Raw genomic sequence first — 16,268 nt, 5'->3', positions numbered from 1 at the left:
CGGATCATGTTCGGAGCCAGACCATGAGGGCAGCGAGGGTGACGGTGCCGAGGTAGGTGTAGGCGCGTTTGTCGTAGCGGGTGGCGACGGCCCGGAACCCCTTGAGTCGGTTGATGGTGCGTTCGACAGTGTTGCGCTTCTTGTAGCGCTCGTGGTCGAAGCCAGTGGGCCGGCCGCCCCGGGAACCGCGGTTCTTGCGATGTCTTTGCTGGTCGAGGCGTTCGGGGATGGTGTGCCGGATTCCGCGTCGTCGCAGGTAGCGGCGGTTCTCGCGGCTGGTGTAGGCCTTGTCCGCCAGGACGTGGTCGGGTCGGGTGCGAGGCCGCCCAGCTCCGGTTCGAGGCACCGAGATCTGTTCCATGACGCGCTGGAGCTGGGGGCCGTCGCCGTAGTGGCCGGGTGTCAGGACGAGGGCAAGGGGCCGGCATCGTCCATCCGCGACGAGGTGGACTTTGGTGGTGAGTCCTCCGCGGGAACGCCCCAGGCATTCGCCGAGCGAACCACCTCCTCCAGCCGGACGGTCAGTTTCCGCAGCACCGGATCGACCTGGTTCGTCCCTCGACCGGCCCCCTTTTGAGGGGCGGCGGGCGGCGCCTTCCTCGCACCGGCGGCGTGCTGGTGGGCCCGCACCACGGTGGAGTCCACTGACGCTTCCCAGTCGATGCTGCCCGCGGCGTCCTCGGCAGCCTGGACGCGAGACAGGAGCATCTTCCACGTTCCATCCGCCGACCAGCGGCGATGCCGTTTGTAGACCGTCTCCCACGGCCCGAACCGCTCCGGGAGATCCCGCCACTGCACCCCCGTCCGCACCCGGTACAGCACCCCGTTGATCACCCGCCGGTGATCACTCCAGCGTCCCCCACGCGCACCACCAGGCGGCAAAAACGACTCCAACCGCTCCCACTCCGCATTCGTCAGATCCCCACGACCCATAGCACCAGCCTGACCTCAACACCCCACCGACGTCAGGAGATCCGGGAAACAGCACCTAGTTCAGAGAAGTGCTGTTGACTGAACTAACCGGAGAATATTCGCAGGTCAGAAGCTTTTTCTGTTAGCTACCCGACCTGCGTGCTTAAGACTGGAGATTCAGTCCGGGACCTGGTGCGCTTCACGCCGCCGCAGACCGGTGCGTTGATGCTCCGCGAACGGCTCCTCGCCGCCTTCGATATTCCCCTGCACGGCCTACCAGCACTTCACCGGCAAGGACGAACTCGTCGCCGAGTACCTGCGCCGGTTCGACCCCTCCGTTCTGTCCGGCGTGTTCGACCGCACCGACCTCACGCTCGGGGTCGGTCGCATGTGCGTGCACGCCGCCTTCTGTTCCTTCGGCTGCCGGCTCGGCGATGTCGCAGTCCTCGCAGTACACGCCGCCCATGCCCGCCAGTTGAGGTGAGGTGGCAGCCCACAGCTGGGTGGCCGCGCCCTGGCCGGGCGTCTTGAAGGTGGGATCGGCCGGGTTGCCCTGCTCGTCGATCCAGCCCGCGTCGACCATCTCCGCCTTCGCGAGATGGCGCTGCAGCGGGGTGAGGATGCTGCCCGGATGCACCGCGAACGCCCTGCCCCCGGCGTCGCGGCCCAGCGCGTCTAGCTCGACGGCGAACAGTACGTTGGCCGCCTTCGCTTGCCCGTACGCCTCCCATCGGTCGTAGCCGCGCTCGAAGTGCGGGTCGTCCCAGTGCATGCCCATGCCGTGGGCGCCCGAGGACACGGCGACCACGCGCGCGCCACCGCGGGCGATCGCCGGCCAGAGACGGTTGATCAGCGCGTAGTGACCGAGGTGGTTGGTGGCGAATTGCGCCTCCCAGCCCGGACCGACCCGCGTCTCGGGGCAGGCCATGACCCCAGCGTTGTTGATCACTATGTCGATCGTGCGGCCTGTGGCCAGGAAACGGTCGGCGAAGCCGTGGACGCTTTCGAGGTCGGACAGGTCGAGGTCGTCGGTCGCCACGCCGTCGATGCCCTTGACCGCCTTCTGCGCGGCCGCCCGTCGCCGCGCGGGGACGATGACGCGGGCTCGGCATCGGCCAGTGCGCGGGTCGTCTCCAGACCGAGTCCCGAGTAGCCACCGGTGACGATCGCGGTGCTGCCGGACAGGTCGATCCCGCTCAGAACGTCGTCAGCGGTGCTGCGGGCGCCGAAGCCCGATCCGATCTTGTGCTGGAGTGTCGTCATTACGGAGACGCTAGGTGCTGAACTGCGCTCTGAGGCAAGGCAATTGGGCGGAGATCCTCCGGGTGCGAATTCTCTCGGGGGATAGCTGAGCCGGGAAGACGTCGATTGGCGTGTGGTCGGTGCCGGTGTGCTTCTACCGTGGCGGGGTGGAGGTGGGGCGCCATGGTGTCGTTGCCGGAGGAGCTTCAGGCGCGGGAGGCCGCGGCTCGACAGCGAGTGGAAGAACTCCAGGCCGAGGCTGCGGAGTTGACCGTTCGGCTGGAGAAGGCCCAGGCGGATCTGTCGCGGTTGGAGATCACGCGGGAGACCGTCGCGCAGGTGCTGGCGGAGTTGTCGGCCGCGGAGGCAGCACCAGAAGTAGGGGCGCGCGATGGGCTGGAACCCAAGGAAACGCCGGCGCCGCACGGCATTGGGGTGATGGCGGTGCCGCCGTGGCGGGAGGGCCTGATTGCTCAGGTGTTGCCGGACGTGTACCGGGACATCGTGGAGATCGTCGCTGATGCTCCAGGTCCGTTGCAGGCCAAGCAGATCGTGCCGCGGATCGGGCTGGAGGCCACCACGGCGAAGATCGAGGGACCCGAGGGAAGCTGAAGCGTCTGGTGGAGCGGGGCTGGCTGGACGAGGACGCCCGCCGGGTCAAGTCCCGGTGACCAAGGGGCTCTTCTCCGTAGATTCGAAGGTGCCAACCAAACGAACCGCAAGAAGATCCGAAGAAGAGCCCCAGATGGAACCCTATGACGCCTTATCCGGGCCTGATGCGTATGCCGCCTCCCGTAATGCCTTCGAACGCCTCGTCGCGACGCTGGCCGGTGCCCGGCGCGGGGTATGGCCTATGACGAGCTGGAGGAACTGCTCGAACAGCAAGGGCGCGAGTTGCTGCGGCAGTTGATGCAGGATCACCTTGACCTGCGAGCGAGGACGGAAGAAGCGGCAGTCGGCATCAGCGCAGGGCAGCCGGCGGTGCGCGGACCGGAAGGACAGGTGCGGACCTGGCGGGAGACACACCATCTCCGGCATTCCCGAGTCAACCGTCCGCCGTCGCATCGGCGAGCTCGTCGGCGGCGGCGTCCTGATGTTCGAGGTCGAGGTCGACCCCGGCTCTACAGCCGGCACCTCGACGTGATCTGCTGGCTCGACGTGCACCCCGCCGCGCTCGGTGATGTCGCGAGCGCCCTCGCCTAGGTGCTGTTTCCCGGATCATGTTCGGAGCCAGACCATGAGGGCAGCGAGGGTGACGGTGCCGAGGTAGGTGTAGGCGCGTTTGTCGTAGCGGGTGGCGACGGCCCGGAACCCCTTGAGTCGGTTGATGGTGCGTTCGACAGTGTTGCGCTTCTTGTAGCGCTCGTGGTCGAAGCCAGTGGGCCGGCCGCCCCGGGAACCGCGGTTCTTGCGATGTCTTTGCTGGTCGAGGCGTTCGGGGATGGTGTGCCGGATTCCGCGTCGTCGCAGGTAGCGGCGGTTCTCGCGGCTGGTGTAGGCCTTGTCCGCCAGGACGTGGTCGGGTCGGGTGCGAGGCCGCCCAGCTCCGGTTCGAGGCACCGAGATCTGTTCCATGACGCGCTGGAGCTGGGGGCCGTCGCCGTAGTGGCCGGGTGTCAGGACGAGGGCAAGGGGCCGGCATCGTCCATCCGCGACGAGGTGGACTTTGGTGGTGAGTCCTCCGCGGGAACGCCCCAGGCATTCGCCGAGCGAACCACCTCCTCCAGCCGGACGGTCAGTTTCCGCAGCACCGGATCGACCTGGTTCGTCCCTCGACCGGCCCCCTTTTGAGGGGCGGCGGGCGGCGCCTTCCTCGCACCGGCGGCGTGCTGGTGGGCCCGCACCACGGTGGAGTCCACTGACGCTTCCCAGTCGATGCTGCCCGCGGCGTCCTCGGCAGCCTGGACGCGAGACAGGAGCATCTTCCACGTTCCATCCGCCGACCAGCGGCGATGCCGTTTGTAGACCGTCTCCCACGGCCCGAACCGCTCCGGGAGATCCCGCCACTGCACCCCCGTCCGCACCCGGTACAGCACCCCGTTGATCACCCGCCGGTGATCACTCCAGCGTCCCCCACGCGCACCACCAGGCGGCAAAAACGACTCCAACCGCTCCCACTCCGCATTCGTCAGATCCCCACGACCCATAGCACCAGCCTGACCTCAACACCCCACCGACGTCAGGAGATCCGGGAAACAGCACCTAGCACCCCGAGGTCGCGTTTGCCGCGACGACCGCGGGCGTCACCTGGCATCCTCGCGTTCCTCGAGCTCGCCGACGGCGGCCACCTGCACCGGTACCTCACCGAACGCATCGGCGCGCTCCCCGGCGTGCACCGCGCCGAGACCGAGATCGTCGCGCAGTGGATCAAGCGGGTCGGACCCCTCGTCGCCACCCGAGCCTGAGCGCGGCTTGCTTTCAAGCGCGCTCGAAGCTTTAGCGTCCTGGCCATGACCACGACGAACGAGACGAAGACATGGATCATCACGGGCGCAAGTTCGGGCCTCGGCCTGGCGCTCGCCGAGGCGGCACTCGCGGCCGGCGAGCATGTGATCGGGACCGCGCGACGGGCCGACCGGTTCGACGTGCTCAAGGAGCGGTACGGGGATCGGCTCCTCGCCATCGAGCACGATGTGCGCGACACGGCGGGAGCGGCCGCGGTCGTGCAGCGGGCGCTGGAGGTGTTCGGGCACGTCGACGTGCTCGTCAACAATGCCGGCGCCGGACAGGTCGGCGCCGCCGAAGAGATCACGGATGCCGCGCTGCGGGCCATGCTCGAGCAGCACCTGTTCGGCCCGGCCGCCTATGTGCGTGCCGTGCTGCCCCACCTGCGGGAGCGTCGCTCGGGTGCGATCGTGCAGATGAGCAGCCAGGGCGGGCGGATGTCGTTCCCCGCCGTCGGCAGCTACTCAGCCGGCAAGTTCGCGCTCGAGGGCTGGTCGGAGGCGCTCGCGGGCGAGGTCGCACCGTTCGGCATCCGCGTCCTCATCGTCGAGCCCAGTCGCTTCCGCACCGCGTTCAACGCCGCCGACGTGCTCAACACAGCGCAGCAGCAGAACTCGATCTACGACGAGGCCATCGGTGCCGTGCGCGCGAACATGGCCGAGGCCGACGGCATCCAGGAGGGCGACCCGGCACGCGCCGCCCAGGTGATCCGCGACATGCTCGACACCCCCGACGCGCCGCTCCGGCTCCCGCTCGGTGCCGAGGCGGTTCGCAATCTCACCCGCGTCTACCGTGGTGCGCTCGATGACGTCGAGAAATGGGCGTCTGTGAGCGAGTCGGCAGACTTCCCAGGCATGCCGCCCGCGGTGCGTGCGTTCTGATCGCCGTACGCTGTGGGCCATGGCCACTGAAGCGCTGATCGAACGCATCCTCGCTGCCAGCGACGGGCCGTCCTCGTCGGCGATCGATGCGCTGCACGAGCTGCTCGACGACGCCGCGATCGAGGCTTCGGCGATGCCCAAAAGTGTCGCCGAGGCCGCCCGGCTTGTCGGCCTGTCGACGCACACCCTCCGGTACTACGAGCAGGAGGGACTCGTGCGGCCCGCTCGCAACGCCTCCGGGTACCGCGAGTACTCCGCGTTCGACCTGCGCCGCCTCGTCTTCCTCACCCGGATGCGTCTGTCCGGCATGACCATGACCGACCTCAAGCGCTACATCCTGCTCGTCGAGCAGGGCCCGAGCACCATCCCGGAACGCCGCCGCATCATGCTCGACCAGCAAGACCGAATCACTCGGCAGATCCGTGAGCTCGGCCTGGCGCTGGAGACCACCGAGTACAAAATCCGCGTCTACGACGGACACCCGGAAGGCTGACGCCCGCCCGCTGTCCAACGGGCTGATGTGAGCGTGTTTCATAGGTGTTCGCCTGTGAAGCAACCAGCGCCGGCGGCCTAACCTACGGGCGCGTCGATCTTCTCTGTATTGACGAGCTCGGCTACATGGAACTCGACCGGCGCGGAGCCGAGTTGCTGTTCCAGGTGCTGACGGAGCGGGAAGAGAAGAACAGCGTCGCGATTGCTTCCAACGAGTCGTTTTGGGTGGACGAAGACGTTCACGGATCCGCGGCTCTGCGCGGCCATCGTCGACCGGCTGACCTTCAACGGCGCGATCATCCAGACTGGCACCGAGTCCGACCGGCTCGCCCATACGAAGGCGGTGGCCAAGCGCGCCGAAGCCAGCTGACCGGCCGCGCGGGAGACCCTCCCGACAGCGGCCCGAACTCAGCCTTCTCGCTCTGGGTTGACAAGTTATGCGGGATCTCTCCGGAGACGGCCTGTCGGGCAGGCCCGGGTGGGTCTGCCCGACGGTGTGCAGTGTGTGACACCCTGCCCGAGCTTTCGGGTGAGGGTGGTGCCTGTGGTGTGGCTAGGCGGCCGGCTTACGGATGCTCAGCGATGGCTGGGCCCGCCGGTCAGTCGATGCCGTCGATGATGCGGAAGTCGCGCTGGAAGCCGTCGGGGATGGCCACCAGCGCCTTCTGGTATGCCTCGCTCTCGTATGCCGCGACGGCCTGTTCAAAGCTGTCGAACTCGATCAGAACGACGCGTTGCGTGAGTCCGGCCTCGTGGGCGACGACTCGACCGCCACGGGACGGGATCCGGGACAGGACGCGCCCGCCCCCAGCCTGGACAGCCGGACCGGCCAGCTTGTCGTAGGCAGTCAGCCCCTCAGGGTCGGAAACGGCGGGGTAGACACTGACCCAGTAGCCCTTAGCCATGGAAACCTCCTGTGTTGGGCCGGACACGTCCGACTTCGAATTGACACTCAGATCGATCGATCTCGGCGACGGGTACTGCGGTCAGTTGAATCGTCATATGCGCAGGTTAGGGCTTGATGTGCGGTCGAGGGAAAGACCGGTACGGGATAGACTCAGAACGGATCGTTATCAATCGGCAGGGGGGCACGTGGCGCCGGATACGGTGAGCCTGCGGTACTTCCTGGTGCTGGCGCAGGAGTTGAACTTCACCCGCGCGGCCGCACGGATCGGTATCGCACAGCCCGCACTCAGCGCCCGGATGCGCCGATTGGAGGCGGAACTCGGTACGGCCCTGCTGGTCCGCAACACGCGTAGCGTCGTATTGACCACGGCCGGTGCGGCTTTGGCGGAGTCCGCGCCGCCCGCGCTGGCGGCTCTGGACCGGGCATGGGACACCACCCGGAGTGCGGCGGCCGGTGAACTGGGCACGCTGCGCATCGGATACAGCCTCAGCGCCGGGGCCGAGACGGCACCGGCCCTGGTGGACAGGCTGATTCGCGGCAACAGCGGACTCGAGGTCGGCGCGGTCCCGATGGCGACACCGGAGATCTCCCCCGCGGTCGCCGACGGCCGCATCGATGCCGGGATCACCCGCGGTGAACAGCCGGGCCGAGGCGTGCGCCGGTTCCTGCTGCGGCGTGCGCGCATCGGGGTCCAGTTGGCGCAGCACCATCCGCTGGCCGAACACCCGGAGATCGAGATCGCCGATGCGGCCGCGTATCCGCTGCGACTCCCGGACCGTGCGGCCAACCCCGTGATCCACGATCAGCTGTCCGCACTGTTCCAAGACACCCGACCACACCCCCGATTCCACACGCCCGCAGTCTCTTTCGACATGTCTCAGCGCGACCTGCGCGACGGGGTCACCCTCGCCCCGGCCGGAGAAGCCGCGGCCACGGCACAACCGGCTGGCCTCACCTGGCGACCGCTGCGGGGCGCGCCCAGCCTGACGATCCACCTGGTCCTCCCACGCGAGCAGTCGCCACTACACCGCCGCATCCGTGCCGTCGCCAAAACCCTGGCGCACGAGCTGCACTGGCTCCCGGACTGACGCGCAAGAGGTCAAGCGAGCCGGACGCCTGCGGTGGCGAGGCCGAAGACCCTGCGCCCGGCGGACTTCGCGGTGATGACGACGACGGTGGTCTTGCTGAATGTCCGACACGACCTCGCTACGCCGGCGGATCAGCATCCGATGATGCCCCCGGGTCCGGTCCGAGTCGTACGCCGCGGCGACGTCCTCGCCCAGCCCGAGATCTCGGCGGATACCGCGCCTTCGCCGACGCCGAACCGGACAAGCACGGGTAACCGGCGGGAATGCCCGCCGTCAACGGCGTCCATGACGTCGGTCAATGCTTAACGCCAACCACTGTTCCATTACCGAGGCCGGAAATGGCCACGCTCCTGAGACAGAAGCATGGCCATCGGCGTGAGAATGAGCAGAGAGCGGCAGGCCACAGCGTCGGCATGTGACGCGCGTTCTGAGATCCCACACTCAGCCTAACTCGCGCACTCCCCCGGCCTCCTGCGGCAGCCGTCCCGGGGAACCGACGTCCGCACTGGGTCCGCCGACCGCGTCCGCAGACAGCGCGGAGGCGACCCGGCGGAGCGGCCCTGACCCCGCGCCGGTGCTGTCGCTTCCCCGTCGGCTATCTGAGCCGCGTTCTGTGACGTGGGGCCACCCAGTGCGCTCCGAGCCAGCTCGCGCGCCCGGCCCTCGCGGGACGGGTCACGGTCGGGGGGTGGGTTTGGCGGGCAGGTGTGCCGCGGCCCCGTGGACGGTGTCCCGGAGAGAGTCGTGGACGGTCACGTCGGGACGCGCATGGCGCAGCTGCTCCAGGACGTCCAGGCGGCGCGGGTACTCAGGGTGGGCGCCGACCGCAAGACGGGTGCCGCGAGCGGCATGCGCCCCGAGCTCGAACAGGGCGACGGGCTGGACGGCTTCCGCGCAGAACCAGAACAGGATCACATCCGCGAGACGCAGGTGCTCGTACTCCCAGGCGACCTGCTCCTGGGTCGCGTCTGCCTGCCCGACGGGGAAGTGCTCGCGGCGGGGGTTGAGGACCACGGCCGGGGAACCGATCGCGTCCAACTGGAGCACGGCGCGCCGCTGCCAGTCGGGGCATCCGGTGATGCCGCCGGCCAGGAAGAGCGACGGGGCGTGGCCGTCGAAGCGGGCGGGAGCTTCGACGTAGCGCAGCGGGCGGGGCGGCAGCAGCGGGAAGCCGTTCACGGCGATCGCGTCCAGCAGATCGCGTACCAGGGCCTGGGCGTGCGCGCTGCCGTCCGGGTAGGCGCGCAGCACGGGAGCCAGCCGCCAGGAATCGAGCTTGGGGTGCGGGCGCAGCATCTGCTCGATGGACTCCCCCGCCAGGACGCCGCCGGCAGACATCCCGTCCAGGCCTGCGTCGACACTCGCCTGAGCGGACAGGATGCGGGCGCGGTGTTCCTCCGTCGCCTCCGGACGCCACCGGCCGTGCACATAGTCAGCAGCCAGATCATCGGCCAAGCGCTGCAGTTCATCCGTCACACCGGCCAGAGTACGAAGCCACAAGCCACACACAAGGTCGGGGTGTCCGCCGCCATGATCGGGCCTGCCGGTTCTACTCAACGATCACCCTCGTCAATCAGGTACGGCGATCAGACGCGGCTTCTTACAGGTATTGCTCCCAGTCGCTGGTGACCGTGATGCGCAGCCGTACGGTGACGTCTTTCCCGGCGCCGGGTGCGTTGTTGGTGTGCGCCTTGACGTCTGAGTTGGATGTGAAGAGGTCGTCGTCCTCGCGGACCAGGTCGTCGCCGAAGAAGGCAGCCCACTGCTCGAAGAGCTGCTCCAGATCGGCGCGGCGCTGGGAGCCGGACTCTTCGCCGATGAGGACGCCGTGAGGGCTGACCGTCCAGGACAGGGGGGCGCAGCCCGGTCTTGGTGGCACGGGTGAGTAGCCGTCCGAGAGCGAGTTGGGCTGTGCGCTGTTTCTCGTACTCGTAGGAGTACTCGCTGGCGGTCATGGAGGAAGCGTAGGGGGGCTCGAACGGAGGGACAGTCGGACCTCGTCTGGCTCGGGACCGGTCCCGAGCCAGCCCTCTACGCTAGGCCGGTGATTCGACGGTACTTCACGGACCTCAGCCGCTTCGAAGTCGTAATCGTGACGGTCGTTGTGTGCTTGGCGGTAGTGGGGATTGGGAGAGCGGTCTGGCCAGACTCCGACCGGGACGGCAGCCCAGCTCCCAGTACCACGGCAACGGTCAAGAAACTGCCGGTCGTGGTCGATTCGGAAGAGCCGGCGCTCGTTGACATCGACTCCGAACGTTCGGAAATGGGCCTGCCGCCTGCGTCCGGTGACGCCCCGCTCACCGAGAGGGTGCTGGACGAGATTCAGGAGAAAACTCTCGTCATGGCCGGAATCCGTGCCAAGGTCAGTGCTGGATGTGAAGGCGGTCAGGTCACGCCGAAGGCTGGGCACAAAACGCTGTGCACTGTCACCTATCAGGGTGTGAAGCTGACGTGGGATGTGTGGGTCGCAGACGTCACCGGCAGTGGGATTGTCCAGTTCGTCAGGTACGACGCCTATCCTCCAGATTCGGGCGTGCTGCTGGCCAAGGCGGTCTATGGCCGGTTCTGGGACGAGCACCACAAGACTGCGCAGGAACTGCGCTGCGACCGGATCCCGCCCCTCAAGACGGTCACGCTCGGCGACGACACCGGGTACGAGTGCCAGTACCTGGATGCGGATGATGGTTCGCCTCGCTGGGTGAGGGAAAAGGTCTTCCTCGAGACGGTCGGTCCCGTTTTCGGAGAGATCGAGTAGTGAGACGCCCTCGTGGCAGAGGTGTCGCTCGGGATGGTCGGGCCAGCGGGTCCTGAGATGGGCGGCGATCTGCTCCGGGCTCCACTCCAGGTTGAGCTTGGACTGCACCTCGGCTTTGAGCTCGGGGTCCGTGGACAGCTTGAAGCGTCTCGGACGTCCGGCTCGTTCGCGGCCGCGGTGGTGAGCCAGGTCGGCGTCGTATCTGCCGTAGTCGTGCGGGCGGCTGTTGCGCCGCAACTCCCGGCTGACCGTCGACGGTGCCCGCCCGAGCAGGCCGGCTATCTCCCGGATGGCCAGGCCGCGGCCACGCAACGAGGCGATCCTTCGGCGCTCCAACAGCGACAAGTACCGGCCCGAACGCGAGGCTTCCGGGAGATAGTCGGGTTGCAGACCGCCATTCTCCACCCGCCACCGGTAGCCCGTCTTACGCCCGATGCCGAGTTGCCTGCACGCCTCGACTCTGCCCACCCCAGCCGCCAAGAGGCGCCAGTACTCGGCCTCGAGTTCCAGTCTGCGCTTGCGTCCCCGCCTCGCCATCAACACTCCACAATGATCAAGGAATGTTGCGACAAGTGTTACTGACTTTGTTGTCGTGGTGTCGTCACGATGAGGCCGGTTCCGGCGAGGCATCCATCGATGAGGCTGCTGCGGTACTGGATCTGACGGAGGCCCTGCCGGAGGGCGCGCATCAGGTGGTCAGGGTCGGTGAAGGCGGTGTTGGCCTGGCTGCTGCGTCTCAGCAGTGACCAGATGCCCTCGACAGGGTTGAGGTGAGGCGCGTAGGCCGGCAGGAAATGGCAGCTGATCCAGTCCTGGGAATCGATGAACGCCCGCAGCCTGGCATCCCTGTGCACATTCAAATTGTCCCAGACGAGCACGATCGGGGCGCCGAGCTGCTGGTGGGCGGCGATCAGCAGGTCGCGGTACTCGGTCCAGGTGAAACTGCGTCTGCCGCCCCGTTTATGGTCGACATGCCGCTTGGGCCTGAAGATCAGGCGCGAGCGTTCGCCCTGCTTGTAGCAGGCCAGAGCGGCGATCGAGAACCGGCGCTGGGAACGTCCCCGCACCCGGATTGACGGGCGTGTACCCGCGCTTGGCCCAAGTCCGCGTCGTGGGCGGCGTCATCGAGAAGCCTGCCTCGTCTTCGAAGCAGACCCAGGCCCCGAGCGCCGCCGCGGTATTTCCACCTCGGGCCAGGTTTCCTTCACCCAGCCGCTCACGGCTTCCTCGTTACCCTCCACCGCGCGGCGGGCCGGAACCTGGTGGCTGAAGCCGTGCCGGTGCAGCATCTGCGCGATCGCCGACAACGTCATGCTCTTGTGGAACCGGCGCCCGATCAGGATCTTGATCCGCGACAGCGTCCACGTCTGATCCGGCCAGCCATGCGCCACCGGCCCCCTGGCCAGTTCCCGCTCCAGCACCACGAACAGCGCGTCGCTCAACTTGGGCCTGGACACCGGCCCCTTCGACGCCAGCGCACGCTCTCCACCCTGCTCCCAGGCCCGGCGCCATCGCTGCACCGACCGCACGCTGACACGTAAGTCTTTGGCGACCGCGGCGTTGCCGTGCCCAGCAGCGAACAACTCGGCCGCCTGCAACCGAATGTGCTCCCGAAACGCCTGCCGCTCCGCGGTCAGCCCACCCCCTTGCGGATACCTCATACAACCGGCCTACCGCAGCGACTACCGCTCGTCAGCCACGACATCACGCCAACAAAGTCAGTAGGAGTTCTTAGAACCTGTTGTCTTTCCGGATGTGATCGCCAAGTTTCCGCTGGTCAGGCGTGAATTCGCCTGTTCTGCAGTAGAGATGGCATGTTGCGTTCTCTCTTTGGTGGAGGTGCCGGATGTCGTCGGTGATGGGGTTGCTCGAGGAGCGGGAGGTCGCTGCCCGGCAGCGGGTGGAGGTGCTGCGGGAGGAGCTGGACCGGCTCGTTGCCGAGCTGGAGGAGGCGGAGGCCGCGCGGGATCGCCTGGTGATCGCGAAGGAGACGGTGAGTGAGGTGCTGTCCGAGGCCGGCGAGCCCAAGAATGTGCAAGTTTCCCGAAATGCCCGGCCGGTTGAGCCGGAACCTGCGGTGGTCCCGGCGGCGCCCGGCTCGGTGGTGCCGGTGCGGCGGGAGGGGCTGGACGTGACGGCGCTGCCCCGTTTTACCAGCGGATCATGCACGTCCTGACCGATCGCGAGCGGTCCGGCGAAGGACCGGCGATCTGCCGGCAACTCGCCGACGCACTGGACCTCGAACTGGTCCCGGCGAAGATCGAAGGGGTGCGGTCCAAGACGAAACGCCTGGCCGCACGGGGCTGGCTCGTCGAGAAAACCCCGGGCTCCTTCAGCGTCGCCGCTTCGCGAGGCGGCGGCTCATGACCATGGTCATCGACCACAGCACCATCGCCTCGGCCGTTTCGGTCTGCCTCTCGTAGTCGCGGGCCAGGCGGCGCGAGCGCATCAGCCACCCGAACGTGTGAACTCGCATGACGCGGGCGCGATGCAGCTCAGCGAGCGCCGACATCAACGGCCGAGGCCACGGCCCCCGAGAAGCCGCTCGGCAACGTCATCGCCGACGCCCAGCTCGAAGGTCTCGCCCCGGCCGACAAGTGCGGAGCGGAAGTAACGTTCATGAACCCGGGCGGCATCCGCGCGGACCTGGTGCACAAGGCGTCCGGCAGTGAGGGCGACAGGGTCGTCACCTACGGCGAGGCGTTCACCGTGCAGCCGTTCACCAACATGATGAACGTCGTCGACCTGACCGGCGCCCAACTGGTCACCGCGCTCCAGCAGCAGGTCAGCAGCTCCAACGGGGTCAGCCCGAAGATCCTCCAGGTCTCCGAGGGCCTCACCTACACCCTCGACCTGACGAAGAGCGGCGCGGACCGCGTGGTCGCCGACACCATCAAGCTGAACGGCGAGGCGATCGACCCGGCGCGCACCTACCGCGTCGCGATGAACGAGTTCCTCGCGGGCGGCGGCGACGGCTTCGCGGCCCTCGGCCAGGGCACGAACAAGCTGGTCGGCGCCTTCGACCTGGACCTGTCCAACGCCTACCTGGCGGCCCACTCCACGGCCGCCGCACCGCTGGCCCCGCCGGCGACGGACCGGATCACGATCATCCAGTAACTCCCCCTGGACGAAGGGGCAGTGGGCCTGCGGGCCGGCCGCCCCTTTCTCATCGGCTCCCGCACGGGCCGGCCGACCCGATCCGGCCGACCGACCGACCGGATCCAGCCCATAGAGTAGGCAGCTGATAGCTGGACGCACCCCCTTAGCAGCCCTTGAGGAGCCCGCCGGGTGAGCAACGTACTGAGTATGAACAGCGTCCGGGGAAGGATCCAGGACCCGGGGACGGTCAGGGATTCGATCGACTTCACCGACAGTTCGGGACCGGCCCGCGTGGTCGCGTACCCGGAGCGCGAGCTGCCGCCGGGCGGCATACCCGCCTATCTCGCGGCCCGCAAGCGCGGCGCCCGCGCCTTCGTGCTGTGGGCCGACGAACACCGCCGGGAGCGGGTGGCCACGGTGGTGACCCAGTCCGCCGCCGGCGGTGTCGCCACCTTCCAGGTCCTCGGCGCACACGGCGAGCACATCGGCACGATCGTGCGCGAGAAGACGTTCCGAGGCAGGGGTCTCCGCACGCGCTGGACCGTGACCCCGCCCGGCGGCCCCGATGCGGTGGGCTACAAGGGCCGGATCGTGTGGTGGTTCGTGTGGTGGCTGTGTCTGCCCCTGATGGTGCTGATCGTCCTCGTCTCCGTCTTCGACAGCTCCCCGGGCGTGGGCGGTGCCGCGCGCGGCCCCCGGCGCATCCGATGGCGTGCGGGCGGCAGGATGCCCCTGGAGTTCAGGTCCGGCGGCGACAAGCTGCACCTGCACGAACCGGACCTGGACTGGCGGCTCGGGGCCGCGCTGGTCGCCCTGGTGCGCAGCTTCAGCTCCATCAGGTGGGACGCCATGAAGAAGTGAAGGATGGTGTTCCAGGGCCGCGCACAGTAGAACTGGTCCCATGTCCGACCAGCAGCCTCCCTCCCACTGGCCCCGGCCGCCCGGCGTGTACGCGCCACCGCAGGCCCGTGAGGTCACCGCTTCCTACCGGCGGTGGGCGGGCGTTCTCACCTGGACCGCCGTCGTCGTCGCCGCCCTCATGGCGGTCGCGCTCGTGGTGAGCATCGTCTTCCTCGTATGGGCGGACCAGGACACGCGGAACGCCGCCTACGGCTACCTCGCGCTCGTTCTCTGGGTCGGGATCGCCGCAGGGGTCCCGGTCCTGATCGCGGTCGCGGTCCCCGCCCGAGACATGAGGCGTCGGGTGCGGCAGCGGAGCCGGGAGGGGAACGCGCCTTCGTAGGACGCCGCCGGGTGTGCAGGCCGGGGCCGGTGCTCCCGGACCTCCCGGTCAGGCGGCGGTTCACGTGTCCTCGGTTCGGCGCGTGCGGTCCAAGGCGAAGCGTCTGGCCGCGCGAGGCTGGCTCGCCGAGGACACCCCGGGCTCCTTCAGCCTCGCTGTTTCGCGAGGCGGCGGCTCATGACCATGGTCATCGACCACAGCACCATCGCCTCGGCCGTTTCGGTCCGCCTCTCGTAGTCGCGTGTCAGGCGACGCGAGCGCATCAGCCACCCGAACGTCCGCTCCACCACCCACCTGCGGGGCAGCACCACGAAACCCGACAGGTCCGCATCGCGTTTGACGACCATGAGTGCGAGACGCAGTGCCTTCGCGGCGAAGTCGACCAGAGGACCGGTGTAGCCGCCGTCGGCCCAGACCAGCCTCAGCAGGAAGAACCGCTCGGTCAGCCGGGCCAGCAGAACCTGGGCCGCCTCCCGGTCGGTCACGTTCGCCGCCGTGACCATGACCGCCAGCAGCAGCCCTGTCGTGTCGACCACGATGTGCCGCTTGCGGCCGTTGATCTTCTTCCCACCGTCGAAGCCGCGGGAGGAGGCGGGCACGGACGCGGCGGCCTTGACCGACTGGGAGTCGATGATGCCTGCGGTCGGCTCCGGGCCCCGGCCGGCCGCAGTACGGGTCTTCCCCCGCAGCCGGTCGTGGAACTCTTTGACCAGGCCCTTGTCCCGCCAGCGGCGGAAGAACACGTAGACCCGGTGCCAGGCGGGAAAGTCCACTGGCATCGCCCGCCACTTGATTCCGTTGTCCACGAGGAAGCGGATCGCGTCGATCATCTGCCGGTGGCAATAGCTTTCCGGCTGCCCGCCACGGCCCTCCAGCCAGCCGGGCACCGGCATCGCAGCACGGACCTGGGCCCACTCCCGGTCCGTCATGTCCGAGGAGTAATGACGTACCCGCTCACCATGGTCGACCGCGTTCCCGTACACATGGGCGAGACAGTCACACGACGGGGTATCCGGGTTGGACTCCACGGACACCGGCACGGAAGACTGAGGCACAGGGCCTCCTGACGCTCGAATGGACTTCAACCCCCATGAGCTGTTCAGGAGGCCCTGCTTTCATTCCCTCACCATCAGCCGATCACCCAACCGGGAACCCAAGTTCGACCCGCAACCGAACCTCTCGGTACGACAACGGCTTCTTAGCA

General features: G+C 68.0%; 16 protein-coding genes and 7 pseudogenes. 13 read left to right on the top strand and 10 right to left on the bottom strand.

The window, feature by feature from the left end:
* Positions 1-4: 4 nt before the first annotated feature.
* Together OG252_RS50645 and OG252_RS50640 are read right to left on the bottom strand one after the other, a co-directional pair.
* Positions 5-933 (bottom strand): IS5 family transposase gene (locus OG252_RS50645; protein WP_443068381.1). Its coding sequence is split into 2 segments (ribosomal slippage): positions 5-544 and positions 547-933, totalling 927 coding nucleotides; the frame shifts between segments, so codons are not numbered across the junction.
* A gap of 349 nt (positions 934-1,282) precedes the next feature.
* Positions 1,283-2,175 (bottom strand): annotated as a pseudogene (locus OG252_RS50640) (SDR family NAD(P)-dependent oxidoreductase); the annotation flags it as partial.
* Positions 2,176-2,337: 162 nt separating this feature from the next.
* Here OG252_RS50640 and OG252_RS50635 point away from each other — a divergent pair.
* Together OG252_RS50635 and OG252_RS50630 are read left to right on the top strand one after the other, a co-directional pair.
* Positions 2,338-2,766 carry a hypothetical protein gene (locus OG252_RS50635; RefSeq protein ID WP_266447411.1) on the top strand — a complete coding sequence of 143 codons (429 nt, stop codon included), beginning with the start codon at positions 2,338-2,340 and terminating at the stop codon, positions 2,764-2,766.
* Positions 2,767-2,899: 133 nt separating this feature from the next.
* Positions 2,900-3,189, top strand: a pseudogene (locus OG252_RS50630) (ISKra4 family transposase); the annotation flags it as partial.
* Between the two features lie 183 nt (positions 3,190-3,372).
* Here OG252_RS50630 and OG252_RS50625 read toward each other — a convergent pair.
* Positions 3,373-4,301 (bottom strand): IS5 family transposase gene (locus OG252_RS50625; RefSeq protein WP_443068381.1). Its coding sequence is split into 2 segments (ribosomal slippage): positions 3,373-3,912 and positions 3,915-4,301, totalling 927 coding nucleotides; the frame shifts between segments, so codons are not numbered across the junction.
* 75 nt (positions 4,302-4,376) lie between these two features.
* Here OG252_RS50625 and OG252_RS50620 point away from each other — a divergent pair.
* The 4 genes and pseudogenes from OG252_RS50620 (at position 4,377) to OG252_RS50605 (ending at position 6,342) form a co-directional block, all read left to right on the top strand.
* A complete protein-coding gene (locus OG252_RS50620; protein ID WP_266447408.1) occupies positions 4,377-4,559 on the top strand; it encodes a hypothetical protein in 183 nt (60 codons plus the stop codon).
* Positions 4,560-4,604: 45 nt separating this feature from the next.
* On the top strand, positions 4,605-5,480 hold the full coding sequence (locus tag OG252_RS50615) for an SDR family NAD(P)-dependent oxidoreductase (protein WP_329344928.1): 876 nt from the start codon (positions 4,605-4,607) through the stop codon (positions 5,478-5,480).
* A gap of 19 nt (positions 5,481-5,499) precedes the next feature.
* Positions 5,500-5,973: a MerR family transcriptional regulator gene (locus tag OG252_RS50610; protein WP_266447402.1), complete on the top strand. Its 474-nt coding sequence runs from the start codon at positions 5,500-5,502 to the stop codon at positions 5,971-5,973.
* Positions 5,974-6,098: 125 nt separating this feature from the next.
* Positions 6,099-6,342 (top strand): annotated as a pseudogene (locus OG252_RS50605) (ATP-binding protein).
* A 229-nt stretch (positions 6,343-6,571) separates the two neighbouring features.
* Here the strand turns inward: OG252_RS50605 and OG252_RS50600 are convergent.
* Positions 6,572-6,877, bottom strand: a complete 306-nt coding sequence (locus tag OG252_RS50600) for a DUF1330 domain-containing protein (protein ID WP_266447397.1) — start codon at positions 6,875-6,877, stop codon at positions 6,572-6,574.
* Between OG252_RS50600 and OG252_RS50595 the strand changes: the two genes are divergently transcribed.
* The gene (locus OG252_RS50595; protein WP_329344927.1) at positions 6,876-7,967 is read left to right on the top strand and encodes a LysR family transcriptional regulator; all 1,092 of its coding nucleotides are present in this window, start codon (positions 6,876-6,878) and stop codon (positions 7,965-7,967) included. The genes OG252_RS50600 and OG252_RS50595 overlap by 2 nt on opposite strands.
* Before the next feature lie 675 nt (positions 7,968-8,642).
* Here OG252_RS50595 and OG252_RS50590 read toward each other — a convergent pair.
* Together OG252_RS50590 and OG252_RS50585 are read right to left on the bottom strand one after the other, a co-directional pair.
* Positions 8,643-9,443, bottom strand: coding sequence for a nucleoside 2-deoxyribosyltransferase domain-containing protein (locus tag OG252_RS50590; protein ID WP_329344926.1), 801 nt, complete (start codon positions 9,441-9,443; stop codon positions 8,643-8,645).
* A gap of 124 nt (positions 9,444-9,567) precedes the next feature.
* On the bottom strand, positions 9,568-9,846 hold the full coding sequence (locus tag OG252_RS50585) for a hypothetical protein (RefSeq protein ID WP_329344925.1): 279 nt from the start codon (positions 9,844-9,846) through the stop codon (positions 9,568-9,570).
* 330 nt (positions 9,847-10,176) lie between these two features.
* Between OG252_RS50585 and OG252_RS50580 the strand changes: the two genes are divergently transcribed.
* Positions 10,177-10,722: a hypothetical protein gene (locus tag OG252_RS50580; RefSeq protein ID WP_329344924.1), complete on the top strand. Its 546-nt coding sequence runs from the start codon at positions 10,177-10,179 to the stop codon at positions 10,720-10,722.
* A gap of 237 nt (positions 10,723-10,959) precedes the next feature.
* On the opposite strand, the pseudogene OG252_RS52560 reads toward OG252_RS50580, so the two are convergent.
* Positions 10,960-11,259, bottom strand: a pseudogene (locus OG252_RS52560) (helix-turn-helix domain-containing protein); the annotation flags it as partial.
* Positions 11,260-11,297: 38 nt separating this feature from the next.
* Positions 11,298-12,383 (bottom strand): annotated as a pseudogene (locus OG252_RS52555) (IS630 family transposase).
* A gap of 185 nt (positions 12,384-12,568) precedes the next feature.
* On the opposite strand from OG252_RS52555, the gene OG252_RS50565 reads away from it, so the two are divergent.
* The gene (locus OG252_RS50565; protein WP_329344922.1) at positions 12,569-12,898 is read left to right on the top strand and encodes a hypothetical protein; all 330 of its coding nucleotides are present in this window, start codon (positions 12,569-12,571) and stop codon (positions 12,896-12,898) included.
* Positions 12,886-13,089 (top strand): hypothetical protein, encoded by a 204-nt coding sequence (locus OG252_RS50560; RefSeq protein ID WP_329344921.1) that lies wholly within the window; start codon positions 12,886-12,888, stop codon positions 13,087-13,089. The genes OG252_RS50565 and OG252_RS50560 overlap by 13 nt, the downstream gene beginning before the upstream one ends.
* Here OG252_RS50560 and OG252_RS50555 read toward each other — a convergent pair.
* Positions 13,055-13,186, bottom strand: a pseudogene (locus OG252_RS50555) (IS5 family transposase); the annotation flags it as partial. The gene OG252_RS50560 and the pseudogene OG252_RS50555 sit on opposite strands and share 35 nt — an antisense overlap.
* Positions 13,187-13,223: 37 nt before the next feature.
* On the opposite strand from OG252_RS50555, the pseudogene OG252_RS50550 reads away from it, so the two are divergent.
* The 3 genes and pseudogenes from OG252_RS50550 to OG252_RS50540 all read left to right on the top strand — a co-directional run.
* Positions 13,224-13,839 (top strand): annotated as a pseudogene (locus OG252_RS50550) (5'-nucleotidase C-terminal domain-containing protein); the annotation flags it as partial.
* A gap of 171 nt (positions 13,840-14,010) precedes the next feature.
* Entirely contained in the window at positions 14,011-14,682 is a 672-nt protein-coding gene (locus OG252_RS50545; protein ID WP_329344920.1) for a hypothetical protein, read from the top strand.
* Positions 14,683-14,722: 40 nt separating this feature from the next.
* Entirely contained in the window at positions 14,723-15,064 is a 342-nt protein-coding gene (locus OG252_RS50540) for a hypothetical protein (RefSeq protein ID WP_329344919.1), read from the top strand.
* A 146-nt stretch (positions 15,065-15,210) separates the two neighbouring features.
* On the opposite strand, the gene OG252_RS50535 is transcribed toward OG252_RS50540, so the two are convergent.
* Complete coding sequence (locus OG252_RS50535; protein WP_329344918.1) at positions 15,211-16,119, bottom strand: IS5 family transposase; 909 nt, start codon at positions 16,117-16,119, stop codon at positions 15,211-15,213.
* Positions 16,120-16,268 lie beyond the last annotated feature (149 nt).

Source organism: Streptomyces sp. NBC_01352 (genome assembly GCF_036237295.1).
Lineage (GTDB): Bacteria > Actinomycetota > Actinomycetes > Streptomycetales > Streptomycetaceae > Streptomyces > Streptomyces plumbiresistens.
Note: the sequence above shows the minus strand (reverse complement) of the source record. Positions and strands in the feature narration are given on the sequence as shown.